General features: G+C 72.6%; 20 protein-coding genes. 4 read left to right on the forward strand and 16 right to left on the reverse strand.

Annotated elements, in window-relative coordinates:
* From AC4BDD_RS28250 to AC4BDD_RS28300, 11 genes are all read right to left on the reverse strand, one after another.
* On the reverse strand, window positions 1-1,518 hold the full coding sequence (locus AC4BDD_RS28250; protein WP_490688291.1) for a right-handed parallel beta-helix repeat-containing protein: 1,518 nt from the start codon (window positions 1,516-1,518) through the stop codon (window positions 1-3).
* Between the two features lie 8 nt (window positions 1,519-1,526).
* Window positions 1,527-3,515, reverse strand: coding sequence for a heparinase II/III family protein (locus AC4BDD_RS28255; RefSeq protein ID WP_490688292.1), 1,989 nt, complete (start codon window positions 3,513-3,515; stop codon window positions 1,527-1,529).
* Window positions 3,512-5,725 (reverse strand): bi-domain-containing oxidoreductase, encoded by a 2,214-nt coding sequence (locus AC4BDD_RS28260; protein ID WP_490688293.1) that lies wholly within the window; start codon window positions 5,723-5,725, stop codon window positions 3,512-3,514. The genes AC4BDD_RS28255 and AC4BDD_RS28260 overlap by 4 nt, the downstream gene beginning before the upstream one ends.
* 17 nt (window positions 5,726-5,742) lie before the next feature.
* Window positions 5,743-7,677: an asparagine synthase (glutamine-hydrolyzing) gene (asnB, locus tag AC4BDD_RS28265; RefSeq protein WP_490688294.1), complete on the reverse strand. Its 1,935-nt coding sequence runs from the start codon at window positions 7,675-7,677 to the stop codon at window positions 5,743-5,745.
* Between the two features lie 3 nt (window positions 7,678-7,680).
* Entirely contained in the window at window positions 7,681-9,270 is a 1,590-nt protein-coding gene (locus tag AC4BDD_RS28270) for a Wzz/FepE/Etk N-terminal domain-containing protein (protein ID WP_490688295.1), read from the reverse strand.
* A complete protein-coding gene (locus tag AC4BDD_RS28275) occupies window positions 9,267-10,664 on the reverse strand; it encodes a Wzz/FepE/Etk N-terminal domain-containing protein (RefSeq protein ID WP_490688296.1) in 1,398 nt (465 codons plus the stop codon). The genes AC4BDD_RS28270 and AC4BDD_RS28275 overlap by 4 nt, the downstream gene beginning before the upstream one ends.
* Window positions 10,661-11,926 carry a glycosyltransferase family 4 protein gene (locus AC4BDD_RS28280; RefSeq protein WP_490688297.1) on the reverse strand — a complete coding sequence of 422 codons (1,266 nt, stop codon included), beginning with the start codon at window positions 11,924-11,926 and terminating at the stop codon, window positions 10,661-10,663. Before AC4BDD_RS28280 ends, AC4BDD_RS28275 begins: the two co-directional genes overlap by 4 nt.
* Window positions 11,916-13,241, reverse strand: coding sequence for a nucleotide sugar dehydrogenase (locus AC4BDD_RS28285; RefSeq protein ID WP_490688298.1), 1,326 nt, complete (start codon window positions 13,239-13,241; stop codon window positions 11,916-11,918). The genes AC4BDD_RS28280 and AC4BDD_RS28285 overlap by 11 nt, the downstream gene beginning before the upstream one ends.
* Window positions 13,242-13,317: 76 nt before the next feature.
* Window positions 13,318-14,796 (reverse strand): sugar transferase, encoded by a 1,479-nt coding sequence (locus AC4BDD_RS28290; protein WP_490688299.1) that lies wholly within the window; start codon window positions 14,794-14,796, stop codon window positions 13,318-13,320.
* Window positions 14,797-15,341: 545 nt separating this feature from the next.
* The gene (locus AC4BDD_RS28295) at window positions 15,342-16,097 is read right to left on the reverse strand and encodes a bestrophin-like domain (RefSeq protein WP_490688300.1); all 756 of its coding nucleotides are present in this window, start codon (window positions 16,095-16,097) and stop codon (window positions 15,342-15,344) included.
* Between the two features lie 19 nt (window positions 16,098-16,116).
* Window positions 16,117-16,338, reverse strand: coding sequence for a hypothetical protein (locus AC4BDD_RS28300; RefSeq protein WP_490688301.1), 222 nt, complete (start codon window positions 16,336-16,338; stop codon window positions 16,117-16,119).
* A gap of 624 nt (window positions 16,339-16,962) precedes the next feature.
* Between AC4BDD_RS28300 and AC4BDD_RS28305 the strand changes: the two genes are divergently transcribed.
* Window positions 16,963-17,346 carry a YciI family protein gene (locus tag AC4BDD_RS28305; protein WP_490688302.1) on the forward strand — a complete coding sequence of 128 codons (384 nt, stop codon included), beginning with the start codon at window positions 16,963-16,965 and terminating at the stop codon, window positions 17,344-17,346.
* A 151-nt stretch (window positions 17,347-17,497) separates the two neighbouring features.
* Here AC4BDD_RS28305 and AC4BDD_RS28310 read toward each other — a convergent pair whose 3' ends face one another.
* Complete coding sequence (locus AC4BDD_RS28310; protein ID WP_490688303.1) at window positions 17,498-18,307, reverse strand: crotonase/enoyl-CoA hydratase family protein; 810 nt, start codon at window positions 18,305-18,307, stop codon at window positions 17,498-17,500.
* Window positions 18,304-19,950, reverse strand: a complete 1,647-nt coding sequence (locus AC4BDD_RS28315) for an acyl-CoA dehydrogenase family protein (RefSeq protein WP_490688304.1) — start codon at window positions 19,948-19,950, stop codon at window positions 18,304-18,306. The genes AC4BDD_RS28310 and AC4BDD_RS28315 overlap by 4 nt, the downstream gene beginning before the upstream one ends.
* A gap of 116 nt (window positions 19,951-20,066) precedes the next feature.
* Here AC4BDD_RS28315 and AC4BDD_RS28320 point away from each other — a divergent pair, with 116 nt between their 5' ends.
* Window positions 20,067-20,975 carry a PaaX family transcriptional regulator C-terminal domain-containing protein gene (locus AC4BDD_RS28320; RefSeq protein ID WP_490688305.1) on the forward strand — a complete coding sequence of 303 codons (909 nt, stop codon included), beginning with the start codon at window positions 20,067-20,069 and terminating at the stop codon, window positions 20,973-20,975.
* Between the two features lie 12 nt (window positions 20,976-20,987).
* Here the strand turns inward: AC4BDD_RS28320 and AC4BDD_RS28325 are convergent, their stop codons facing one another.
* From AC4BDD_RS28325 to AC4BDD_RS28335, 3 genes are all read right to left on the reverse strand, one after another.
* Complete coding sequence (locus tag AC4BDD_RS28325; protein WP_490688306.1) at window positions 20,988-21,668, reverse strand: class I SAM-dependent DNA methyltransferase; 681 nt, start codon at window positions 21,666-21,668, stop codon at window positions 20,988-20,990.
* A 63-nt stretch (window positions 21,669-21,731) separates the two neighbouring features.
* Window positions 21,732-22,736 carry a LacI family DNA-binding transcriptional regulator gene (locus tag AC4BDD_RS28330; RefSeq protein ID WP_490688307.1) on the reverse strand — a complete coding sequence of 335 codons (1,005 nt, stop codon included), beginning with the start codon at window positions 22,734-22,736 and terminating at the stop codon, window positions 21,732-21,734.
* 186 nt (window positions 22,737-22,922) lie between these two features.
* Window positions 22,923-23,963, reverse strand: coding sequence for an isopenicillin N synthase family dioxygenase (locus AC4BDD_RS28335; protein WP_490688308.1), 1,041 nt, complete (start codon window positions 23,961-23,963; stop codon window positions 22,923-22,925).
* Between the two features lie 382 nt (window positions 23,964-24,345).
* Between AC4BDD_RS28335 and AC4BDD_RS28340 the strand changes: the two genes are divergently transcribed.
* A complete protein-coding gene (locus AC4BDD_RS28340) occupies window positions 24,346-24,954 on the forward strand; it encodes a TetR/AcrR family transcriptional regulator (RefSeq protein WP_490688309.1) in 609 nt (202 codons plus the stop codon).
* 35 nt (window positions 24,955-24,989) lie between these two features.
* Window positions 24,990-26,147 (forward strand): acetyl-CoA C-acetyltransferase, encoded by a 1,158-nt coding sequence (locus AC4BDD_RS28345; protein WP_490688310.1) that lies wholly within the window; start codon window positions 24,990-24,992, stop codon window positions 26,145-26,147.
* The last annotated feature ends 52 nt before the right edge of the window (window positions 26,148-26,199 follow it).

Here is a 26,199-nt window from a genome sequence, read left to right on the forward strand (position 1 = left end):
TCAACCACCGTCCCGTGCGCGGAAGGTGCTGCCCGCGTCCTGCCGGTACGGCGTGCCCTGCCACTGCGCGGAGTCCAGGGTCCGGCTCGGGTCGTGGGCGACGAACGTCCATGGTCCGAGGTAGACGTTGTCGTGCCAGCGGTTGTGCTGCTTGCGGGTGATCGCCTCGGCGACCCGCTCGCCCTTGTACGGCGACCAGTCCGGATAGGTGCCGTAGTTGGCCAGCACCGCCATGCGGTCGCACTTCACCGTGCACTTGACGACGGACTTGTCCAGCACGAAGCGGTTGTCGTGGATGTCCACCCGCTGGGTCTTCCACCGGCAGTCGGCGTGGAGCGGTGGCTTGGCGATCGCCGGCTGTGCGCAGCGTGCGGTCTTCTTCACCAGCAACGTGCAGTCACCGGAGGAGGTGTTGGCCGGGCTGTTGCAGAACCGGTCGGCGTTCTCCCACAGGGTGATCCCGGACCAGTTGTTCTCCAGCACGTTCCGGTAGATCTCGATCTTGTCGGTGCGGGCTCGGATCCGTGGTTCGCCACCGGACTCGGACAGGTAGATGGCCGGGTACGGGAAGTTGTCGCCGCGGGAGGCGCCCCCGCGGCCCTCGACCCAGTTGTTCCGCCGGATCCTGTTGTTCCGGATGACCGCGTTGTAGCTGGTCTCGTAGATCAGCGCCGCACCGTCGTTGGCCTCGAGCACGTTGTTCTCGATGCGGAAGTCGTTGTTGTTGGTGTCCGCCCACAACCCCGTTCCGCGGTTGTCGTGCACCCAGTTGCCGCGGATGTCGGCGCCGTCGACGGCCCAGAACTTGATGCCGCCGGTGCAGCCGCAGCCCTTCCGCCGCCGCTCCCAGCCGCCGGTGTTGTTGCCAACGATCTCGTTGCCCTCGACCACCAGGCCGCTGATACGGCCCTTGGCCTTGTACGCGTTCATGCCGTACTGACCGTTGCCGCGCAGGCAGCTGGCGCGGACCCGCTGGCGGGCACCGGCCATCAGCCCGGCGGCGGAGTTGTACTGGATCGTCGCGTGCTCGATCACCCACCCGTCGGCCGAGTCATGGTTGACCACGCCCTCGTCGTGCGGCGCGACGAAACGCTGCACGGTCAGGTGGCGGATGGTGACGTCGCGGGCGCCACCGCCGAACGCGTACTGGTTCTTCTTCCCGCCGTCGAGCACCGCGCCCGGCGCACCGAGGTAGCGGTCGCCCTCCTTGGGGATGACCTGGGCATAGCGGTCCGAGGCGAGCCTGTGCCGGCCCGGTCGAAGCCAGAACGTGGTGTGCGCGGGGTTGCTCCTGGTCTTCGCCGCCAGGTCACCGACGACCGCGGGGTCGACCGTCACCGCGCCCGCCGGTGCCTTCGCCGGCCCGGCCGCGGGCTTGGCGCACACCCGGGCCACGGGCGTGGACGACGCGGCGGTCGGCTTCGCCTCGGCGTGCGAGGTGCTCTCACAGCCGGTCGCCGCCGGCAGGGCCAGTGCCAGCGATGCCGCCCACGCCCAGTGCCGCTTCTTGATCCCCACGCGCCCCCCTAGCCGCGGAACCTGAGCACGGTGGTGAAGCCCTCCGCGCCGTCGGTGAAGCCGGTGCCGACCAGCGTGGTGGCGGGTTCCTTGCGCCCGAATCCGGCGGAGTACCAGCCCAGCATGGGGTATCCCCTGCTCGAAGAGCTTGGGGAAGGATCGGTCTCGCCGCGGTGCGCCCGCCAGGACAGCTGTCCGGGCAGGTCGAGCACCGCGGAGCGGTCCTCGCCGTCCCGGGTCCAGGTGAGCTGTGCCCGGTTTCCCGCCAGGTCCGCGGCGATCGCCGGGCCGAGGTGGAACGCCAGCTGCACGGCCCGGCGCGGGCCGCGCACCTCGTCGACCACCCGCAGCTCCTTGGCTGCGGCGGTCAGCTCCACCCGGCGGCGGTGCACGGAGGGCTGGTAACCGTCGTGCTCGGCACACCAGCGGGCCACACCCGCGCCGGAGGTCTCCGCGACCAGGACCCGGCTCCTGGCATGCCGGGTCCACAGGAACGGGCCGCCGGAGACGGACTGGTCAGCGCCGTCCAGTCGCAGGGTGTTGTGGCCGAGGGTCGACCTGAAGTACTGCCGCCACTCGGGCTGCCCGTGGTAGCAGAACGTCCCCGGGTCGGCGAGCACGTCGACCCCGTCGTGCCGGACCTCCACGGACAGCGCGTCCGCGTGGGCGTGCGCGGCGATGGACAGGAAGCCGTGCGGACCCCCGTCGCAGCGGCACCAGATCTCTCCCGGACCGCGCAGGATGGTGAGCCCCGCGTCGGCGAAGTGGGCCGGTCGGCTTGGAGGACGGGACACGGCCGGTGCGGTTCCGTCTTTCGAGTACGGCCGGATGAGCGCGGCCAGCAACGGGGTGCGCACATCGGTGCCGGTCACTGCCGGCCACCAGGCGAGCCGGCCGAACACGGCGTCCCCGGTGGCCAGCAGCGAGCCCCAGCGGTCGGTGCCCACGCCGTCCAGGATCAGACCGTGCCCGTCGTCCGCGTCCCCCTGGCGCGGCGGCCGCAACCGGCTGTCCACGACGGCCGCGAGCGCGTCGGTCATCCGCAGCAGCACCAGCCGGACCGTCGCCGGGACCGGCACGCCCGCGGCATCCGCCTCGGCCACCGCGGCCAGACCGAGTTCCAGCACCAGCCCGTGGTACTCGGAGGCCAGCTCGCGGTTGAGGCCGGAGAGGAAGGTGTTGCCGCGCAGATGCCGCTCCAGCGACCGCAGCGCGTCGGCCCGCCAGCGCTCCGAGGAGGGGAACCAGCCGAACGCGCAGGCCGCGGCGAATTGCCCGGCGGCCTCGGCGATGACGTGGTTGTTCGCCGATGACCCCCGGCTGGGGAAGGCGGCCAGCCAGCGCTGGTGGTGCCAGATCTGGTTCAGCGCCACCGGGTTGTCCTCGAACAGACCGGCCGCGCCCGGCCAGCCGTCGAGCAGCCGGCGGATCCACACCCAGGACAGCAGCCGGATGCCCAGCTCGATGCCGCTGATCCAGTGCACGCCGCGCAGCGGCGGGTTGGCCGCCCACCACGACCGCAGGTGCTCGGCGACGCGCTCGGCGTACCGCTCGTCCCCGGTGATCGCGTAGGCGGCGGCGAGCCGGGTGAGGTACTGATGCCGGGACGGCTCCCAGATCTGCTTGATGTCGCCGACCGTGTCCTCGTTCCGGTACGGCACGTCGAAGGCGTAGCCCCCCGGCGCCCGGCGCCCGGTCTTCGGGTCCGACCACCAGTCCGGATCGGCCAGGTCGTCGCGGACCACCCCGAAGAACTCGGCGTGCCCGTCCATCAGCCGGTCCGCCTCGGCGATGAGGCGTTTCGCGGCGTCCGGTGGCACCGCGGCGATCGTCCCCGCGGGCAGTACCGCGGTGAACCGGGCGCCGGTCACGCTCGGGCAGTCGGGCAGCGCGGACCGCCACCGCCGTCTGCGCACCGTGTCGCTCACCCGGCCGGCGACCTCCTGCGGCCCCATCCGGGACAGCCGCCGCAGATACCAGCCCGCGCTCATCGTCATCGTGCCTGCTCCAACGTCACCGGCGCACCGCTCGCCAGGCCGGCCTGCACGGCGAGGGTGGCGGCAGTGGTGGCGGCCAGCGACTGAAGCGGCACCGGCATCGGCCCGCCGGTCCGCACGGCCTTGACGAACGCGGCCAGTTCGGCGTTCTGGCCCTTGTCCCGGGCCTTGGGCAGCCGCGAGCTGATCCACCGCTTGCGGCCGGCTGTGCTGTTCTCGAAGTACACCGAGGCACGGACGAAGTCGTCGAGCCGCAGCGCCTTGCCGTCGGCGACCAGGTCCAGCGTCTCCTTGGGGAGGCCGGCCGGGCCGGTGGTGAGGTAGCTGATGGTGGCGGTGGATCCGTCCGGGTAGCCGAGCACGACCTGCAGGTCCTCGTTGCCGGAGGTGGCGACCGTGTACACCGAGACCGGGTCGGCATCGAGCAGCCAGCTCGCCGTGTCGATGAAGTGTCCGCCCTCGCCGGCGAACCGCGAGCCCTCGGTGCCCTGCCGGAGGTACCAGCTGCCGGGCTGCAGCCGGCCCGCGTTGACCAGGTAGCGGAGGCTCGCCGGACCGGTCCGGGCGCCGAACCGCCGCTTGGCCTCCCGCAGCAGCGGCGCGAACCGGCGGTTGAAGCCCACCTGCAGCCGGTCGTTGCCGGACTCCTCCACCGCCGCGAGCACGCCGGCCAGTTCGTCCTGGTCAAGCGCCAGGGGCTTCTCCACGAAGACCGTCTTGCCGGCCAGCAGCGCCTGTCGGGTCAGTTCGGCGTGCGAGCTGTGCCGGGTGACCACGAACACCGCGTCGATGGACTTGTCGCCGAGCACGGCGTCGAGATCCGTGGTCGCCTCGGCGAAGCCGAACTTCCGCTGCGCGTTGGCCGCGGAGAGCGCCGTCGTGGTGACGACGGTCGACAACTCGATACCCTCGCGCTGGGCCAGGTGCGGCAGCAGCATCGACGTCGCGTAGTTTCCCGCGCCGACGAACGCGAGCCGCACCGGCGTCGTGGCGGCCCGGGCCGGACTCCGCTTCATGCCTTTGGTGGGCACAGCCACCGCGGGCACGACCACCGCCGGGGCCCCCGCCTCCTCCGCCCTCCCCTCCTGCTGGGGATACCGGAACAGCACGGCCACGGCCTTCAGGTCGCCGTCCTTCAGGCGCTGGTACGTCTCGACGGCGTCGTCGAAGTCGGCGATGTGGGAGATCAGGGGCTCCACGTCGACGCTGCCGCGGGCGAGGAGATCGAGGAAGCACGCCAGGTTGCGGCGCTCGGTCCAGCGCACATAGCCGATCGGGTAGTCGCGCCCCTGAAGCTCGTACTCCGGGTCGTAGCGTCCGGGGCCGTAACTGCGGGAGAACCGGACGTCGAGCTCCTTCTCGTAGTACGCGTTCCACGGCAGGTCCAGGCGGCACTTGCCGATGTCGACGACCCGGCCGCGGTCCCGGCACAGCTTGGCGGCCAGCTCGACGGGCTGGTTGCTGCCGCCGCCGGCGGCCAGGTACACCTGATCCACGCCGTGTCCGTCGGTGAGTTCGGCGACGGCGGTCTCCACGGCCGCGGAGGCGGGATCGCCGCAGGCCGCGGCACCCAGGCGCGCGGCGAGCTCGCAGCGCACCGGGTCGGGGTCGGCGCCGACGACGCGGACCCCCGAGGCGGCGAGGAGCTGCACCACCAGCTGGCCGATCAGCCCGAGGCCGATGACCAGCGCCACTTCGCCGAGGTGCGGCTCGCCCTGGCGGACGCCCTGCATGGCGATCGACCCGACGGTGCCGAAGGCCGCGTGCCGCGGCGCGAGGGCGTCCGGCACGGGGACGTACAGGTTCTTCGGCACCCAGTTGAGCTCGGCGTGCAACGCGTGCTCGTTGCCGGCGCAGGCCACGAGGTCGCCGACCTTCACGTCGTCGATCCCGGCGCCCACCTGCTCCACCACCCCGCACAGCGAGTAGCCCAGCGGCGTGTAGGAGTCGAGCTTGCCCATCACCTTGCGGTAGGTGGCGGGGACCCCGTTGGTGGCCACGCTCTGCATGACCTTGGCCACCTGGTCAGGCCGGGAGCGGGCCTTGCCCAGCATCGACATGCCGGCCTCGGACACCTTCATGAGCTCGGTCCCGGTGGAGATCAGCGAGAAGGCGCTGCGGACCAGCACACCACCCGGCTTGCACCCCGGCACCGGCACGTCGAGCACCGCCAGCTCGCCGCTCTTGTAGTTCTGTACAACCTGCTTCACCCGAACTCCTCTGATTCCTAAGCCGTCAACCGAGTGCGCTGGCCGGACCCAGAGGTCGCGTCGCGATACCAGTACTCGAGGGTCAGTACGTGCCACAGATGCTTGGAGTAGTCCCGCTGCCCGGAGGCGTCCTCGGCGACGAGCCGCTGAAGCGCGTCGCGGCGCAGGATCCCGGAACGGACGAGCACGCCGTCGTTGACCACCTCGCGCACCAGCGGTGCCAGATCCCGGCTCATCCAGGCGCGCAGCGGGGCGCTGAAGAGGCCCTTGGGCCGGTACACGATCTCCCGGGGCAGGATCGAGCAGGCCGCCTCCTTGAGGACGGCCTTGCCCTGCCGTCCGACGATCTTGCGATCACCGGGCACGGCGAACGCCGCCTTGACCACCTCGACGTCCACATACGGCACCCGCACCTCGGTCGACGCGGCCATGCTGGAGCGGTCCGTGTAGGCGAGGTTCAGACCCGGCAGGAACATCCGGGCATCACCCAGGCACATGCGGTTGACGAAGTCGTCGAGATCGTTGTCCTGGTAGACGTCCGCGTGCTCGGTCAGCACGTCCTCGACCGTCCCGGCCAGGTCCGGATCGACCAGGGCGAGCAGCTCGTCCTGGTCGTACATGGTGTAGCTGCGCCGGAACGCGGTCTCCTCCGGCAGATCGGCGAAGGAGAGGAACCGCTTCGCGAAGCGCACCGACCGGAACCCCCGGCGGCGCGTCGCGACCGGCAGCCGGTCCACGGCCGCGGACACCCCGCGCCGCAGCGGCCGCGGGACGCGCTGGTAGCGCAGCGCGATCAGATTGGCCAGGTGCTTGCGGTAACCGGCGAACAGCTCGTCGGCGCCCATCCCCGAGAGCATCACCTTCACCCCCGCCTCCCGGGCGGCCGAGCAGATCAGGAACGTGTTGATCGCGGCGGGATCGCCGATCGGCTCGTCCAGGTGGTACGTCATCCGCGGCAGCAGGTCGAGCACATCGGGAGCGATCTCGATCTCATGCAGGTCGACGCCGAACCGCTCGGCCACCCGCCGGGCATAGCGCAGGTCGTCCGGCATCGCCTCGAACCTGGCGTCCGCTGCGCGGAACCCGATCGTGTAAGCGGAGATCCCGGGCCGGTCGCGGGCCGCCAGCGCGGTCAGGTAGCTGGAGTCGAGACCGCCGGAGAGGAAGGTCGCCACGGGTACGTCGGAGAGCAGGTGGCGCCGGGTCGACTCCTCGACGATGGCCGCCAGGTCCGGCTGCTCGCCGCCGCGGGCCCGCTCCCGGCCCTCGGCGGCGACGTCCCTCAGGTTCCAGAACCGGCCGCGCTCCACCCGGCCGTCGGGCCGGCACCGCAGCCAGCTCCCCGGCGGCAGCTTCTCCGCCTCGCGGAACGCGCACCGCGAGTCCGGCACCCAGTAGTACAGCAGCGAGGCCACCAGCGCCGCATGGTCCACCTCCAGCGACCCGCCGGTGGCGGCGGCGAGCGCCTTGAGCTCGGAGGCGAACACCAGACCCTCGCCGCGCCGGAGCAGGAACAGCGGCTTGATGCCGAGCTGGTCGCGGGCGAGCACCAGGTCGCCGGTGCGCTCGTCGAAGATCCCGAACGCGAACATGCCGCGCAGCCGGGGCAGGCAGTCGGTGCCCCAGCGCCGCCAGGCCTCCAGCAGCACCTCGGTGTCGGAGGTACCGCGGAAGCGCACCCCGGCGGCCGCCAGTTCGGCACGCAGCTCGGGCGCGTTGTACAACTCGCCGTTGTAGGTAAGGACGAGGCCGCCCGAGACCATCGGCTGGGCGCCGGTCTCGGACAGGTCGACGATGGCCAGCCGGCGGTGCCCGAGGTGCACCTCGCCGTCACCGACGGGATGGCCGTACCGGCCCGCCCCGTCCGGACCGCGGTGGGCGAGGGTCTCGGTGAGCCGGTCGGTCACCACCTTCCCGTCCGGCCATCGGTACGTGCCTGCGATGCCACACATGTACTACCGCGCCTCCTGGTTGCTGTCCGCGACCCGTGCCGCCCACATCGGCAGCCACTCCGTCCGCCGCCGGCCCTCTCCCACTGCCTGAACGGCGTGGGTGGGGGTGCCCCCAGCGGTAGCTGGGGGAGTACCCCCACCGTTCTGCCGGGCCGGCCGCTCGTGGTGGCCCCGCGGCGTGATGTGCGGCCCGTCCCACAGCGTGCCGTCGGTCCGGTCACGCGGATCGGGGTCGATCAGCACCACACCGATCACCTCGATGCCCTGCTCCGCGAGCTGCCGCGCCACGGTGTGCAGCCATGCGGCGCTGCCGTGCCCGGCACGCACCACGAGCACGGTCCGGGTGCCGAGGTACTGCAGGTCGGTCCACGCCGTGCCGGGCGCGACCGAGCCGACGCCGAGCCGGAGCCCCTGCGGCGACGCGGCCGCGGCACGGTCGCCGCTGACCACGTCCGGGTCGCCTGGCTTCGGGCTGCGGGACGCGAGCTGCTGGCCGGGCAGAGCATCGATGACGACCACTGGCCCCTCCTCCGCCAGCGCCCTGGCGACGTTCAGGGCGATCACGCTCGTGCTGCGCGCACAGCCCAGTTCCAGCAGCGACACCGGTTCCGCGGAGCGGCGCACGGTGCGGGCCAGGGAGGCGGTGAGCCTTGTCCGCGCCGCCCGGGTCCTTCGGCGCTGCCACAGCCTGGCCGGCCGGCGGGGCGCGCGGGGCAGCTCCGCGATGACCGAGGCGCCGAGGTTCGCCGCGATCTCCCGGCGCAGTACGGGGCGGTCCGCCACCACCGCGCCGACCGCGGCAACCGCGAGCCCGAGGGCCAGCCCCAGGACGAGCCCGATCACGGCGTTGGTGACAGCGGCCCTGGGCAGGGAGTGCCGCACCGCGCGCGGGGCGTCCACGATCTGCGTGCCGGCGATGACCTGGGGCGTGCCGATGCGCGCCTCCTCGGCGCGCTGGTCGAAGTCGGCGATCCTTGACGCGAGCTCGGCCCGGCGGGCGAAGAGCGACTCCATGCTCGCCGACGTCTTCCGGCCGCTGACCGGCGGCCCGTCTCCGATCGCCTCGTTGACCTCGGCGAGTTCCTTCCGCATGCGGTCACGCTGGTCGAGCAGGGCCTTGGCCTCGGCCTTCGCGGTCTCCCGCATCCGCCTCACATGGTCCGCGACGAACGCGTCGGCCAGAGCCTCGGCCCGGGCCACCGCTTCCTCGTCGCTGTCACCTGTCACCTCGATCTGCAGCAGGTTGTTGGTCAGGCCGGTACCCCGGTAGTCCTGCATGAAGTCCTCCGGGTTCTCCGGGGACTTCAGGGACTGCAGGGCCTTGTCGGCGATCCGCGTGGTCTGCAGCAGCGCGACGTCGGTGCGGATCAGCGTCCCGGTGTCGTTCGGCTGGTCCTCCTTGTGCACGACCAGCACCTTGGTCACCGCGGTCGGCGGCGGCGGTCGCAGGACCGCCACCGCCGCGCCGACCAGCAGCCCCAGCAGCGCCAGGGAGCACCACAGGCGGCGGCGCCGGCGCACTGCCGCCACCAGTGCCTGAAGGTCCAGCAGCGGAGCGGCGGCCGACGACTTCGGCGTCTCGCTCGTCGTCACACCGAACCTCCCGTCGCCTGGCCGCGACCCGCGAGCGCCAAGGTGGCCTCGTCGGGAGGAGGGCCGGCGGACCGCGTCGGACGGGCCCGGACCGTGCCGGCGACAACGGTGCCGACGACCTCATGCCCCGCCTCCGCACACGCCTCGGCGATGCCGGCGAGCTCCTCCGCGGTCCAGCTGCCCGCGCTGAGCACCACCAGGGCACCGGACTCGGTGTCGCGGTCCGGCACCAGCGGCCGGGACACCGAGACCCCCACCACCCGCAGCACGGGGTATCCCCTGCTCGAAGAGGTCGGGGAAGGATCGCTCTCGGCCTCGGCGACGAGCTGCCCGGTGGCCCGGCGGGCGATCTCGTCGCCATCCGGTACGACAACCAGCAGCCGCCGGGGGGCCGGCGACTGGTCCCGCAGGCGAGCACACACCCGCCGGTAGCGGATCCGCCTGCCGGCCTCGTCGCCGGACATCCGCGGGGCCGGCACGTCCCACCGGGTGTCGACGCCCAGCAGCCAGTGGATCCAGGCCCGCGGGCCACCGCCCTTCGGCCGGTGCGCGGGCCGTTCACCGGTCACTTCGACGCTACCCAGCAGCGCGGAGCCCAGCGCCGCGGCGATCTCCGGCGCGGTGCGCAGCCGGCGACTCACCCGTGCGGCGGCGAGATGGCCGATGACCGCGAACAGGAAGAACAGCAGCGCTCCGCCGACGATGAACTGCGTCCTCGTCGGCGCCGCCTCGCCGGTCGGCCGGGCCGCCGGCCCCATGACGACCATGCCGGCCTGGTTGGTCGCCGGGTCGGCCTCGTCCAGCTTCCGCATGGCCTCCTGCAGCGCCGTACGCAGCTTTTCGAGCTCGGTGCGGGCCTGCACGCTCTCCACCGTCCGCCCTGGATCGGCCGCCTCGGCCAGCTCGGTGATGTGGCGGTCGGTCTGTACCACCATCTTCCGTAAGTCCTCGGGCGACACCGCTGATTCGGGGTCGGTGGCATCGCCCGCGAGCCGCGCGGCGAAGGCGACGAACTCCTGGGCCACCTGGTCGGAGAGCCGCTGCGCACGCTCCGGGGTCTCGGCCGTACCCGAGATCTTGATGATGTTCCCGTTGGCGGCCTTGGCGCTCACTCGATCCCGCAGCTCGCTTCCGCTGACCCCGGACCAGCCGAGGGCTACGGCCGCGCGGTCGACCACCACCGAACTGGTCGCGACCTCCACCTGGGTCAGCAGCTCGCGTTCCTCCCACTGCCCCGGCAGCAGTACCGATGCCGACGTCGTGTACCGCGGCGGAAGCAGCAGCGAGGCGCCGTAGCCGACGAGCGCGCCCAGCACGGCGAGGATGGCGAGAAGCCGCCGGCGCCGACGGAGAATCCGCCCGATCGTGACCAGGCGTATCGTCTCATCGCTCAACTGCGCGGCCTCTTCCCTGTCCTGACCGGGACGCCCGACGACACCGGAGCGTGGTCACGGCAGGCAGCGGCGTAGGCGGCGAGCAGCGATGCTTGCGAGTTCCGCCAGGAGAGCGGCCCGCTGATCCGCTCCTGGCCGATCTTGCCCATCCGGGCCCGCTTCTCCGGATCGTCCAGCAGCAGCGCGATCAGCCCCGCGAACTCGGCCTCGTCATCGGCGGGCGCGTAGACGGCGGCCTCACCGGCGGAGACGCGCGCCTCCTTCAGGTCGAACGAGACGATCGGCCGGCCCATCGCCATGTACTCCAGGACCTTGTTCATGGTCGACACGTCGTTGAGCGGGTTGCGCGGGTCGGGGGAGAGGCACACGTCCGCGGTGGACAGATAGCGCACCAGGTCGGCGTCCGGAACGCGCCCGGTGAACTGCACCTGCTCGGCGAGCCCGAGCCGCCGGGACAGCTCCACCATCGCGTCGAAGGCGTCGCCGGCGCCGACGAACACCGCATGCCAGTCGGTCCGTCCAAGCTCGTCGCGCAGCTTCGCCAGGGCCCGCAGGGCGTAGTCGACGCCGTCCTGAGGGCCCATGACGCCGAGGTAGCAGAGCAGATGGGGCTTGCCGCGCTTCAGCTCCGGCTCGGGCGGCACCGGCTGGAACCGCTCGATCGCGGGCGCGCTGCGCACCACGAAGACGTCCTCCGGCCGCTGTCCGCCGCGGCGCACAGCGACGTCCCGGTAGCTCTCGTTCGTCGCGAGCACGACGTCCGCGGCCCGGTAGGTCCGCCGCTCCAGCGCGCACACGGCGCGGTAGAGCAGATCCTCGCCACGGTCGAACCGGGAGAGGTACAGCTCGGGTACCAGGTCGTGCTGGTCGAAGACGAACCGCGCCCCGCGCCGCTTCAGCCACAGCGCGGGCAGGAACAGCAGGTCGGGCGGGTTGCAGGCGTGGACCACGTCGACCGGGCCGACCTTGCGGGCCAGTCGCATCGTGTGCCACAAAGCCGATCCGTACTCCCGCAGGTACCCGGCCGGACCCCCGGTGGCCGCGCGTAACGGGTAGCGGTGGATCCGCACCCCGTCGATCACCGCCTCCGGCTCGGTGTCCCGCTTCTCCCCCCGCGGGCAGATGACGTGCACCTCCCAGCCCGCGTCGCGCAGCGTCGTGCACTCCTGCCACACCCGCCGGTCGAAGGGCACCGACAGGTTCTCCACCAGGATCAGCGCGCGCCGGGCCGGCCCGGCGCCGCTGGTTATGTCACCAAGCAAGACCCATGTACCCCGGTTCGGTCCGGCGCGCCTCGGCGTCGGGAAGGCGGACGAGATCGACGATCACCGGGCTGTCACCATGGGGCAGCGCCGACAGCACGGCCGGATCCCTGGTTCCGACCAGGCACACCTCGGCGTGTTCGAGCACCTCCTCGACGGAGTCCGCGAGCAGCTGCGCGAGGTGCGGCAGCCGGCTCTCGATGTACTCGCGGTTCGCGCCGAGAAGCCGGGAGAGGCTCACGTTGGCGTCGTGGATCTTGAGGTCGTAGCCCTTGCCGAAGAGCCTCTCCGCCAGCTCGACCAGCGGGCTCTCGCGGAGGTCGTCGGTGCCGGGTTTGAAGGACAGCCCGAAGAGGCCCACCCGGCGCTTGCCGGTGCGCTCGACCAGCTCCACCGCGCGCTGCAGATGGTCGGAGTTGGAGGGCAGGACGTGGGCGAGGATGGGCACCGAGACGTCGGCCCGCTGCGCCGCGTGGACCAGGCTGCGCAGGTCCTTGGGCAGGCAGGAGCCACCGAAGGCGAAGCCGGGCCGCAGGTAGGCGGGGCTGATGTTCAGCTTGCGGTCGGCCAGGAACACGTCCATCACCTGGTGCGAGTCCACCCCGAGCGCCTGGCACACCGCGCCCAGCTCGTTGGCGAAGCCGATCTTGAGGCCGTGGAACGCGTTGTCCGCGTACTTGATCGCCTCGGCGGTCGGGACCGGCACTCGGAACACCTCGCCGGGCAAGCCGTCGTACAGTGCCATCACCGCGTCGCCGCTGGCCGCGTCGAGCTCGCCGATGACGGTCTTGGGCGGGTCGAAGAAGTCCCGCACGCTCGTGCCCTCGCGCAGGAATTCCGGGTTGACCGCGACCCCGATGTCCACCCCGGCCGTGCCGCCGACGTACTTCTCCAGGATCGGCACCAGCAGGTTCATACAGGTGCCCGGCAGCATGGTGGAGCGGAACACGACGGTGTGCCGGCCCCCCTGCTCGGCCGCCTCGGCCAGCGCGGCGCCGATCTGCTCGGTGACCCGCTCCAGGTACGTGGTGCACAGGCTGCCGTTGGCCTCCGACGGCGTGCCCACGCAGACCAGCGACACCTCGCTGCCCATGATCGCCTCGCGCACGTCGCCGGTGGCGCGTAACGCTCCGGTGCGCACGACCTCGGCGATGAGCTCGCCGATCCGCTCCTCGACCACCGGGGCCTTGCCGCTGTTGACCAGGTCGACCTTCACCTGGTTGACGTCCACCCCGATGACCTCGTGCCCCAGGCTCGCCAGGCACGCGGCCGACACGCAGCCCACGTAGCCGAGCCCGAAAACGCTGACTCTCATGACCCGTTCCTCCCCCCAGGCAGGCCCCTGCGGCCTGCGGTCCGTGCGCCGGCTGTACGGCGCCGCCCCCCGCGCATCAGTAGGCCCCCTGCCCTTGGAGCACCGCACGCAGCGTCTTCCACAAGATCACCGTGTCCAGGGCGAGCGACCAGTCCTCCACGTACCGCAGGTCCAGCCGGACGGCCTCCTCCCACGGCAGGTCGCTGCGTCCGCTGATCTGCCACAGGCCGGTGAGTCCGGGCTTGACCAGCAGCCGCCGCCGGATGTCCGGGCCGTAGGCGGCGGACTCCTCCGGTAACGGAGGCCGCGGTCCGACGAGCGACATCGATCCGGTGAGCACGTTGAAAAGCTGCGGGAGCTCGTCGATCGAGTACCGGCGCAGCACCGCTCCCACCCGGGTCACCCGCGGATCCCGGCGGAGCTTGAACAGCAGGCCGGCGCCCTCGTTGCGGTGGGCCAGCCCGGCACGTGCCCCGTGGGCCCCGGCGACCATGGTGCGGAACTTGAGAATGGTGAACTCGCGGCCGTCCTTGCCGACCCTGCGCTGGCGGTAGAACACCCCGCCCCGGCTGTCCACCGCCACGAGCAGCCCGACGAGCACCATCAGCGGCGCGAACAGCATCAGCAGGATCGCCGCGCCCATCCTGTCGACGACCGCTTTGACCGCCCGGCGGCCCCCGGTGAAGGTCGGCATGCTGACCCGCAGCAGCGGAATCCCGAGCACCGCGTCGACGTGCAGCCGCGGGCCGGCCACCTCCATCAGCACCGGGGCCACGACCATCTCGGCATCGCTGCCCTCGAGGTTCCAGGCCAGCCGCTGCAGCCGGTCCGGTGACCAGTGCGGGTCCGGTGTGACCGCGACGACACGGTAGCCGTCGCGGCGGACGTTGCCCGCGACGTCCGTCAGTCGGCCGACGACCGGCACTCCGTCCAGTCGGTCACCGCCCGGCCCGGCACCGTCCGTGGTGCACACCGCGTCCACCCGCCAGCCGAGGTGCGGGAACTTACGGGTCCGGGTGATCAGGTCGCGCACGGTGGCCAGGCTCCCGGCAGCGAGCACCGATCGCAGGCACCGTCCTTCCTTCCGCTGTTTGTGCAGCCAGAGGCGGAGCAGATACCGCGCGGTCATGGTGACGAGCGCGATCGCGGGGATCGCGACGAAGATCCAGAGCTTGATGTTGCGCGAGGTGAGGGCGATCCCGCCGAGCGCCAGCACGACGGTCGCCATGAACAGCGAGCGGCCGAGCCGGCGGAATTCCTCGGCGCCCTGGCCGAGCACGGCCGGAGCCCACGACCGGCTCACCGCAAGCGCCCCCAGCACCAGCAGCTCGGTGCCGAACGCGAGAATTCCCCACTTCTCGTGCCAGTTGGCCGCGTCCCGGGCCCCGAAGAAGTTGCCGATCGCCGCCACCACGAAGGCGGTGGTCACGGTATCGCTGGTGATCACGGTACGGCGGTACCGCTGCTCCCAATCGATCGCGGGCCGACTGATTGCCCCGTTCGCCAGATGCCCGCACTCTGACGAAAACGGGCTGACTAATCCCCCTCGCCGCACAGAACCCCCCAGGTCCCCAGTGATTCGACGTGCTCGGAGCCGCTTGAACAACCCACCCTGGCGGCAGCCAACCCGCATGCCCTGCCAGATTTTTGAGGTGCGCCGGAACCCGTCCTGACCCCGGGTGCTCCCCACACCCAAGGCCCCCTCACGGGCTCCGAGAATTGATCACCCACACGTCCGGCGCCGCGGACGCGACTGCTGGCCATCCGTAGCGCCGGACCTGTAGACCACTAGTGCTCGCCTCGTGGAACAGCTGAAGCACGGTCAATCTAGACCATCGGGGCCCATATGAAGAGAGGGATGTGTGGAATTTGTGGTCAAGTTGTGAGGCTGGATCCGCCGATCGGTGACCGCCCACGGGTGCCTCGACACCAACGCGCGCTCAGCGGCTCGCCCGGCCCCCGGGCGCGGCACGCGGCCGGCGCGGGTCCGGAGGTGCGTCATGCTCCGCAGTGTGCTCGGCCAAATGCCCGGACCCGCGGCGCGCGGGCGCCGCGGGTCCGGGCAACCGGAACCTCCGCAACAGGTCAAGCACCTGCCCGTCAGGTGGGAAACAGGTCGGTGAACGCCCCCGTCGAATCGCTCACCGAATGCCCGAAGGGCGCGTCGAAGTCCCAGACCAGGAAGAGCAGAAAGGCGATGAGCATGCTGAACAGCCCCGCCAGCAGCAACTCGCGTCCGGAGCGCCGGATCTGCAGGGTGAAGATGAGACCGACGGTCAGCACCGCGCCGAGGAGCAGTCCGAACCAGACCACCCCCGGCAGGGTGGGTCCCGCGTTCTGCTGGCGGGCACCCCGCGCGTCGGCGGCCGCGGCGACCTGGTCCACCAGCGGCTGATAGGTCTGCGCCTCGATGTCGTTGCGCGGCGCGTGGTGGATCACGTCGAGACGGATCTGACGCAGCAGGTCGTCACCGCGCTCGGTCAGCTCCCCCTTGTCGATCATGACCTTCCACTCCGTGCCGACCACGTGGTCGACATAGGCGCTGACATCACCACGGATCCGGTCCCGCACCGGCGCGGGATAGGCGGCCGCCCGTTCACTCACCTCGTGGAGCGCCTGGGCTTCCAGCCGCACGCCGTCCTGGGCGGCCCCGCGTGACTCCCAGACTCCCGCGATCGCCAGCCCGAGCACGATCGCGTAGACCACCCCGACCATCATCGTCATGTACTCGATGACGTCCGGGGTCTCCGACGGGTCGTAGTCCTCGCCCACCCGCCGTTCCTTGAGCACGGTGATGATCAGGACGACCGCGCACGCCGCGGCCATCGCGATCAGCAGCACCAGCCATTCGGACATGGATGACCTCCCAGGGTCGTCAGCCGCGCCGCCGGCCACCGGAGCCGGCGCGCGAACGGGGACGGAGCGCGGCGGCCGCGAGCACGGCGGGCGCGGTGAGCAGCAGGGTGGAGGTGACCGGCGAGGTGCCGCGATCGGGCTCGCGGCGCGCCGACTGGTGATAAGTGGGTATGTCGACGGCCCGGTGTGGCGTGTCCGCCGGCTTGGGCACCGGTGCGCGGGTCGGGGACGGCTCGGTCACCGGGGCCGCCTGCCGGATCGGGGGCGGTGGCGCGGCGCGGCTGGGTTCGGGAGCCGGGGGAGCGGCGGGGGTCGGCCGCGGGGGGCTGGGGGACGGCCTGACGGCACTCGGGGTCGGGGTGGGCGTCGGTGTCGGGCTCGGCGTGGGTGTGGGCGTCGGGCTGGGTGTGGGTGTGGGGCTCGGGGTGGGGGTCGGAGTCGGGGTGGGTGTCGGCGTGGGGCACCGGCCCACCCAGGCTTCGCCCCGGCCCGGGCTGGCGGACGCGATGGCGCACAGGCCCGGGGGACCTCCGCGCCGCCCGTGTCCATGCCCCCTGCCGTTACCGTCGTCCGCGATGGCTATCGCCGCCGCCGAGGCGACGAGCAGCGCCGTTGTTGCCAGGCCCGCACGTCGTGCGCGCTTCCATCGGTTCACGATGATGATGTTGTGCCGTGCGCGAGACCGGCACCCGTTCGGGCGCGATGATTCGCCCGATAGGCGGAATCGAGGCCTGATTCGCCTGCGTGGTGTTTAAGGCTGGTCCACGGATCCGGTGGCTCGGCCGACGCATGCCCTCGACTGCGCGGAGCCCACCTGGAGCGAGAAGCCCGCCCCGGGACGAGGAGCTTGAGAAGGATGCAGTTCATGGTGCAGCTGTTCGGAAAGCAGAACAGCTGGGACGCCGATATCGATGCCTACTCCGCCGAGGAGTTCCAGGCCATGGTCGAGCACATGGTCGCCATCAACGACGACCTGTCGCGGACCGGGGAGCTGGTGGAGGCGCGCGGGCTGGGCGGGCCGAGCCAGGTCACGACGGTACGGGCCACGGAGGGCGAGGAGCCCGAGGTGACGACGGGGCCGCACGCCGCGGCGGAGGAGATCCTCGCCGGCTACTGGGTGATCGACGTGGCGAGCCGGGAGCGCGCGGTCGAGATCGCCGCCCGCGCCTCCGCGGTCCCCGGGCGGGGCGGACGGCCGGAGAACTGCCCGGTCGAGCTGCACCTCCTGCCCTCCGGCCCACCTCGCTGACCTGGCCTGCGCCGAGCCGGACTCCCGCTGATCCGCCTGCTGCCGAACCGGCCTCCTGCTGACCTGGCCTGCGCCGAGCCGGCCTGCCACGGAGTGGCCGCCGCCGCATCGCCCCCGGCGACGCCGTCGCGGGTGGTGGTCAGTGCGCGGCCTAGCGGCCGTCCGCGATCCCGCTCTCGGTTCCCAGGGCGGTGAAGTCGCCGTGCCGGCCCGCTCCCGCCGCGAAGCGGGCGGCACCGGCCAGCCCCTCGGCGAGCACGGCCTGCCCACCGCGCAGTTCGGCCGCCATCGCCTCCGTCTCGCCCAGCCCCTGCTGCGCCAGCAGGGACTCCCGGTCGGCGCGCAGGCAGCGCTGCGGGAAGCGCGCGATCTCGGCGGCCAGCCGCTCGGCCTCGGCCCGCGCCCGGCCGGGCGGTACGAGGCGGTTGGCCAGCCCCATCGCGTACGCCTCGGCGGCCGGGACCGGACGGCCGGTCAGCACCAGATCCATGGCACGGCTCATCCCGATGAGGCGCGGCAGCCGCACCGTGCCGCCGTCGATCAGCGGTACGCCCCAGCGGCGGCAGAACACGCCGAACACCGCGTCCTCCTCGACGACCCGCAGATCGCACCAGAGCGCCAGTTCCAGCCCGCCGGCGACCGCGTGCCCGCTGACCGCCGCGATCACCGGCTTGGACAGGCGCAGCCGGGTGGGCCCCATCGGCCCGTCCCCCTCCGCCGCCACCCGGTTGCCCCGCTCGGTGCCCGCGGCCTTGAGGTCGGCGCCCGAACAGAAGGTGCCGCCCTCGCCCCAGACCACCGCGACCTTGGCCGCCGGGTCGGCGTCGAAGGCGCGGAAGGCGTCGGTCAGCGCGGCGGCCGTCGCGCCGTCCACCGCGTTGCGCACCTCGGGGCGGGAGAGCACGACCGTGGTGACCGGGCCCGCCCGCTCGGTACGCACCGTGGCCGGGCGAGCCGTCACCGCGCCTCCTTGAACCGCGCCCGGTCGAGGATCCGGCCGGTGTCGACGCCCGGCGGCAGCGTGCCGAAGGCGTGCCCCCAGTCCCCGCTCAGCCGCGAGGCGCAGAAGGCGTCCGCCACCGCCGGGTCGCTGTACCGCACCAGCAGGCTGCCCTGGAGCACGAGCGTCAGCTGTTCGGCGAGCCGCCGGGCCAGCGCCTGCGCGGACTGCGGATCGGCGAGCTGCGGCAGCAGCTTGTGCAGCCGGGAGATGGCCGCGTCCAGCCGCGGGTCGGCACCCGCTGCCGTGTCCACCTCGGCGAAGAACGCCTCCAGCGCGCCCTGCTCGCGGCTGAGCGCCCGCAGTACGTCGAGCGCGGCCACATTGCCCGAGCCCTCCCAGATCGACAGCAGCGGCGCCTCCCGGTAGAGCCGGGGCATGCCCGAGTCCTCGACGTAGCCGTTGCCGCCGAGGCACTCCAGCGCCTCCGCGGCGTGCGCGCTGCCCCGCTTGCACACCCAGTACTTGCCCGCGGCCAGCGCCAGCCGGCGGAACGCCGCCTCGGCCATGTCCCCGGCCTCGGACCGGTCCAGGGCCGCCGCCAGCCGCATCGCCAAGGTGGTGGCCGCCTCGGACTCCACCGCCAGATCCGCCAGCACATTGCGCATCAGCGGCTGGTCGATCAGCTCGGCGCCGAACGCCCGCCGGTGCTCGGCGTGGTGCAGGGCCTGCCGCAGTCCGACCCGCATGCCCGCGGCCGAGCCGATCACACAGTCCAGCCGGGTCACGTTGACCATCTCCACGATGGTGCGCACCCCCCGGCCCGGCTCGCCGACCCGCCACGCCACGGCCTGCTCGTACTCGACCTCGGAGGAGGCGTTGGAGCGGTTGCCCAGCTTGTTCTTGAGCCGCTGGAGCCGCATCGGATTGAGCGAGCCGTCGGGCAGCACCCGGGGGACGAGGAAGCAGGTCAGCCCCTCCGGCGCCTGCGCCAGGGTGAGGAAGACATCGCTCATCGGGGCCGAGGTGAACCACTTGTGCCCGGTGAGCAGATAGCTGCCGTCGGCCGCCGGCACCGCGGCGGTGGTGTTGGCGCGCACGTCCGAGCCGCCCTGCTTCTCGGTCATCGACATGCCCGCGATCAGTCCGCGCTTGCCGAGCGGCGGCCGCAGCCCGAAGTCGTAGGCACGGGCGCCCAGCAGCGGCTCGTAGACGGCGGCCAGGTCCGGCTGGGCGCGCAGCGCCGGGACCGCGGCGTAGGTCATCGAGATGGGGCAGCCGTGGCCCGGCTCGGCCTGCGCGAAGGCGTAGAACTTGGCGGCCCGCACCAGATGGGCGCCGGTCAGGGACTCCCGCCACGCCGCGGCGTGCTGGCCGCTGTTCACCGCGGCGGCCATCAACTGGTGGTAGGCCGGGTGGTACTCGACCTCGTCCACCCGGTGACCGTAGCGGTCGTGGGTGTGCAGCACCGGCGGGTGCGCCTCGGCCAGCCGCGCCCACTCCTGCACCTCGGCGGAGCCCGCCAGCGCTCCCAGCTCCCGGACCTCCGGCTCGCCCCACTCGGCTCCCTCGCGGCGCAGCGCCTCCAGCAGCGCGGCATCGTCCGCCGTGCTGAAGCCGATCAGCGGCGGAGTCTGGTTGAGGACCTCGTGCGTTGCGCTCACAGCAACCTCCGGACAGCGGGGCACGGCGGTAGATCAGTCTGACAACAGTCGGACATCGGTCTTACACTTCCATCATGCGTGATGAGGAACTGTAAGGGATAGAGTTCCGGACACCCATGGAAGAGATCGCATCCGACACGCCACCGACCGGCGGTGCCCCACGAACCGGCGACCGGCCCGGGGCGGAACACCCCCCGGCGACCGAGACCGCCCCGCCCGGCGCGGCCCCGCCCGAGGCTGCCCGGCCCGGTGCCGCCCGGCCCCGCCGCGCGCCAGACGCCGCGGACGGCGGCGCCGACCTGCCGGCGCCGCGCCCGCTGACCGCCCGATCCATCGTGCTCAGCACCCTGCTGGGGCACCATCCGCCCCAGCTGCCCGCTCGTTCCCTGGTGCGGGTGGGTGCCCTCTTCGGCACCGCCGAGGGCACCATCCGGGTCGCCCTGACCCGTATGGTCGCCGCCGGCGACCTTGAACAGCACGAGGGGACGTACCGCCTCACCGAGCGCCTGCTGTCCCGTCAGGCCCGGCAGGATGACAGCCGTGTCCCGCGCACCCGCCGCTGGCACGGCGGCTGGGAGATCGCGGTGGTCACCTCGGACCGCCGTCCTCCCGCCGAGCGCGGCGCCCTGCGCGCCGCCATGGCCGACCTGCGCCTCGCCGAGCTCCGCGAGGGCACCTGGCTGCGGCCGGACAACCTGGTCCGCCCGTATCCGGCCGTGGTCACCGAGCAGTGCACCCTGCTCAGCGGCGCGCCCAGGGACGACCCGGAGCGGCTCGCGGCACACCTGTGGGACCTGGACGGCTGGGCCCGGCAGGCCCGGGGCCTGCTCACGGCGCTGGCCCGGGCGGACGGCCCGGCCGGCCGGTTCACCGTCGCGGCGGCCATCCTGCGCCATCTGCTCACCGATCCGGTGCTGCCCGCCCGGCTGCTGCCCGCCGACTGGCCGGGGGCCGAGCTGCGGGCCCGCTACGATGACTTCGAACGCGAGCTGCGCGCCCTGCTGCCCCGCCACACCGGCGCTTGAGCCTCTCGCCGCTCATACCAGCACGGCGCCGGACGCCTCCTCGCGGTCCATCGGCTTGCGGGCCAGCAGGTGCGCCTGCGGGGCCGTCTCGGCCCCCTCGCGCTCGCGCAGCAGCCGGGCCCCCACCTCGAAGCCGGCCGCGCCCAGCAGCTCGGCGACCCGGTCGGGCTGCCACCGGCGGAAGTCGAGCGACACGGCGTGGCCGAACGGCCGGTCCAGCCGCAGCGGCTCCTCACCGACCTGGAAGCCGAGCAGCAGGCGGCCACCCGGCGCCAGCATCCGGTGGAACTCGGCGAAGACGGCCGGCACCCGCTCCGGCGGGGTGTGGATGATGGAGTACCAGGCGACGATGGCGCCGAGCCGGCCGTCCGCCAGGTCCAGGGCGGTCATCGAACCCTCCTCGAACCGCAGCCCCGGATGCGCCTGCCGGGCCAGGGCGACCATCGCCGGTGACAGGTCGACGCCGAAGACGTCGAGCCCGAGGGAGTGCAGATGGGCCGTCACCAGGCCGGGGCCGCAGCCCAGATCGGCCACCGGCCCGCCGCCGTCGGCCCGTACGAGCTCGGCGAACGCGCCGAGCGTGGCCCGGTCCAGCGGCCTGTCGTCGAGCACGGCCTTGAAGTGTTCGGCGTACTCCACGGCGACGGTGTCGTAGAAGGCCCGGGTGGTTCGCAGGTATGAGGGTTCGGTCATGCCCGAGGAGCGTAGCGAGGCCGGGCCGCCGGATCGCCGCCTGCTGCGCTTCAGGCCGCGCTTTCAGGCCGACTCGCGGACCACCAGCCGCGTCGGCAGCACGACCGACGGCTCGATGGACTCACCCGAGGCCAGCCGCAGCAGCTGACGGGCCAGCCGGCTGCCCATCTCGGTGATCGGCTGGCGGACGGTGGTCAGCGGCGGCTCGGTGTAGCGGGCGGTGTCGATGTCGTCGAAGCCCACCACGGCGACGTCGTCCGGCACCCGGCGCCCCGCCCGGCGCAGCGCCCGCAGCACCCCGACCGCCATCAGGTCCGAGGCGACGAAGACCGCGTCCAGCGCCGGGTCCTTCTCCAGCAGCTCGAGCATCGCGGCCACCCCCGACTCCTGGGTGAAGTCGCCCACCGCGACCTGGCCGGCCAGCCCCGATTCGGCCAGCTCCGCCCGGTATCCGGCGAGCCGGTCGATCCCCGCGACCATGTCCTGGGGACCGGCGACCGTCGCGATCCGGGTCCGCCCGGCGGCCGCCAGATGGCGCACCGCGGCGGCCGCGCCCTGGGCGTTGTCGACTCCGACGTACGGCAGCGACACCGACCCGAGCAGCCGCTCGTTGCAGACCACCGGAATGCCCATCCGGGCCAGCGCCGCGGGCAGCGGGTCGTCGCCGTGCAGCGAGGCGACCATCACCCCGTCCACGTGCCGGGCCAGCGCGAAGCGCTCGATCCGGTCCCGGCTGGCGGCCGAGCGCGCCATCATCAGCACCAGCTGCTTGTCCGCCTCCTCCAGCTCCTGGCTGACGCCGCGGACGATGCCGGGGAAGAACTGGTCGTCGGAGAAGACCCGGCCGGGCTCCTCCGGCAGCACCAGCGCGAAGGAGTCGGTGCGCTGGGTGACCAGGCTGCGCGCCGCCTGGTTCGGGACGTACCCCAGCTCCTGGATCGCGCGCAGTACGGCCTCCCGGCTCTCCTCGGCGACCTTGGGGGAGCCGTTGACCACGCGGGACACCGTGGCGCGCGAGACGCCGGCGTGCAGCGCGACGTTCTCCAGAGTGGGCCGGGTCCGGTACATGCGCGCATACCTCACTCGTCGTCTGGCCGCGTCCACGCGGGCGGGGGCCGCGGACCACCTCGGTCCACAGACCCAGCATGGATCACGCGGCCGGACCGGTGGCCCGGTTCGCGCGAACTGCGGCCGCTCAGGGGGTGCCGGGAGGGCCGCCGCGACGCCGCGCGGCCCCCCCGACGCCTCCTGGCGCTACGAGGCGACCGGCACCGGCCCGGGCTGGGCCGAGGCCTGCTCCAGGAGGGCGGTGTGGTGACGGAGGGCGACCCCGGGGTGGGCGCGCAGCCAGCCCTTGAGCTCGTTCCGGCCGAACTCCGCGAAGAGCGGGTTGGCCGGATCCTGGGTGGCCCCGGGCGCGTGCTGGGCGTGGGCGAACGGCAGCGGCTCGATCCTGGCGTCCAGCCGCGGGTTGAAGAAGAACGGAACCGAGAAGCGCTCGCGCTCGCCGGGCGGGCTGACCACCCGGTGATGGGTGGCCTTGAGGTAGCCGTCGGTGGCCACCTCCAGCAGCTCGCCCAGGTTGACCACGAAGGCGCCGGGTAGCGGCGGCACATCGTGGAAGAGGCCGTCGGACCGCTCCACCTGGAGCCCGCCGATGTCGTCCTGGAGCAGCAGGGTCAGGAAGCCGTAGTCCTTGTGGGCGCCCACGCCCTGGTCGGCGCCGTCCGGGGCGCGGCCCGGGTAGCGCACCATCTTCAGGTGCAGATGCGGCTGGTCGCCGAAGGCGTCGTCGTAGAAGTCCGGCGGGGCGCCGATCGAGGCCAGCAGCTCGTGCAGCAGGCGCCGCGCGACGCCGCTGAGCCGGTCGACCCAGGCCAGCGCGCGGGTCCGCAGCTCCGGCAGCGCGTCAGGCCACTGGTTCGGGCCCTCCAGCCACCAGTACCCGGGATCATCGGGGCCGGGGATGCGCGGCGGGCGCTCGGCGCCGATGTCGAGCTGGTCGCGCCAGTCCCGGCTGCCGCCGGTCTGCTCGTCGCCTATGCGGGTGTAGCCGCGGAAATGCGGCGAGTGGAGGTTGGAGATCGCCATCCGGTCGGCTTCCGGGAGGGCGAAGAAGGAGCGCATGACGCGCATCAGCGCGGCGGTCTCCTCGGGGCTGATGCCGTGACCGGTCAGTTGGAAGAAGCCGACGTCGTGCGCGGCCGAGTGCAGATCGGCGTGGAGGCGGGCACGGTCCTCGGGGCCACGCGAGGCGGCGGAGAGGTCGATCACGGGAAGCTGCTGGAAGGACATGGGTACATCCGCGGAAGTGAGGACCCGGCACTGCCCGTGATGAACGGGCCTTGCGCGACGGCGCGCCGGGGTGGGGCGGGGCCGCGGAACCGGGTGGGCTGAGCTGGAGACAGGGGGCCGGCCCGAGATCGGGCGGCCGGGAAACGCACGTCAGCGGGTGCGCGGACAGGACATGCTCGTGACGCGGACGAAGTCCACGTGGCGGCGGCGAACGAGCGGGGTCATGTCGGACAGGTTACTGCCTGTCGCGGGATACGTCGGTGACGCCGGTCACGTCCACCGCCCCTCGGGCTCGCGTGGAGCCTCTCCGCGCGCCGCTGACCTGCGGACGACCGCGTCCCGGAGCCTGTCTAACAAGTGTTTGGTAGGTTACCGTGCTGGTGTGAACAGCAAGAAGACGGCCGTGAGCGCGTCCCCCGAACGCCGCCGCGAACTGCTGGCGACCGCCGCCGAGGTCTTCGCCGCGCACGGCTACAACGCCACCACCGTCCGCCGGATCGCGGACGAGGCCGGCCTGCTCGCGGGCAGCCTCTACTACCACTTCGACTCCAAGGAGTCGATGATCGACGAGATCCTCTCCACCTTCCTGGACGAGCTGTGGGCGGGGTACGACGCCGTGCTGGCCGCCGGGCTCGGCCCCCGGGAGACCCTGGAGGCGCTCGTCACCGAATCCTTCCGGGAGATCGACCGGCACCGCGCCGCGGTGGCGATCTACCAGAAGGAATCCCGGCACCTGGCCGCCCAGCCGCGCTTCGGCTACCTCGCCGAGTCGCAGCGGCGGTTCGAGACGGCGTGGCTGAGCACCCTGGAGCGCGGCGTGGCCGCCGGGGTCTTCCGCGCCGACCTCGACATCCGGCTCACCTACCGGTTCGTGCGCGACACCGTCTGGGTCGCCGCCTCCTGGTACCGGCCGGGCGGCCTGCACACCCCCGAGGAAATCGCCCGCCAGTACCTGTCGATGGTGCTGGACGGCATCGCCCTGCGCGAATGACGACGGTCACGGACACCGTGACATAGGGAGCGGACATGGCTGAGGCATACATCGTCGAAGCGGTACGCACACCGGTCGGCCGGCGGCGCGGCGGACTCTCCGCCGTCCACCCCGCGGACCTCGGCGCTCATGTGCTGCGCGCCCTGATGGAGCGCTCCGGCGCCGATCCCTCCGCCGTCGAGGACGTCGTCTTCGGCTGCCTGGACACGGTCGGCCCGCAGGCCGGGGACATCGCGCGCACCTGCTGGCTGGCCGCCGGGCTGCCCGAGGAGGTTCCCGGGGTGACCGTCGACCGGCAGTGCGGATCCTCCCAGCAGGCCCTGCACTTCGCGGCCCAGGCCGTCCTGTCGGGCACCCAGGACCTGGTCGTCGCGGGCGGCGTGCAGAACATGTCGCAGGTGCCCATCGGCTTCGCCAGCCGCCAGGCCGCGGTGCCGCTCGGCCTTGACCGGGGGCCGTTCGCCGGCTCCGAGGGCTGGCGGGCCCGCTACGGCGACCGGCCGGTCAGCCAGTTCCACGGAGCCGAGCAGATCGCCACCGAATGGGGCATATCCCGGGCCGAGATGGAGGAGTTCGCGCTCACCTCCCACCAGCGGGCGGTCACTGCCCTGGACACCGGACGCTTCGTACCGGAGACCGTGCCGTACGCCGAGGTGACCGCCGACGAGGGCCCGCGGCGCGACACCTCACGGGAGAAGATGGCGGCACTGCCCCCGCTGCTGGAGGGCGGCCGGATCACGGCCGCGCTCTCCTCCCAGGTCTCCGACGGGGCCGCCGCACTGCTCATCGCCTCCGAACAGGCCGTCCGCGACCAGGGCCTGCGGCCGCGCGCCCGGATCCACCAGCTCGCCGTGCGCGGCGAGGACCCCATCCGGATGCTCACCGCGCCCATCCCGGCCACCGCGCACGCCCTGCGCAGGGCCGGGCTGACCATCGACGACATCGACCTGGTCGAGATCAACGAGGCGTTCGCGCCGGTGGTGCTGGCCTGGCTGAAGGAGACCGGCGCCGACCCGGCCCGGGTCAACGTCAACGGCGGAGCCATCGCGCTGGGCCACCCGCTGGGCGCCACCGGCGCCCGGCTGATGACCACCCTGCTGCACGAACTGGAGCGCACCGGCGGCAGGTACGGCCTGCAGACCATGTGCGAGGGTGGCGGCCAGGCCAATGTGACCATCATCGAACGGCTGTGAGCCGCCTCGTCACGGCCGACGGCGACTGACCGTCAGAGGCCGGGGGATCGGC

The sequence above is a fragment of the Streptomyces sp. JLBT605 genome, from assembly GCF_058215555.1.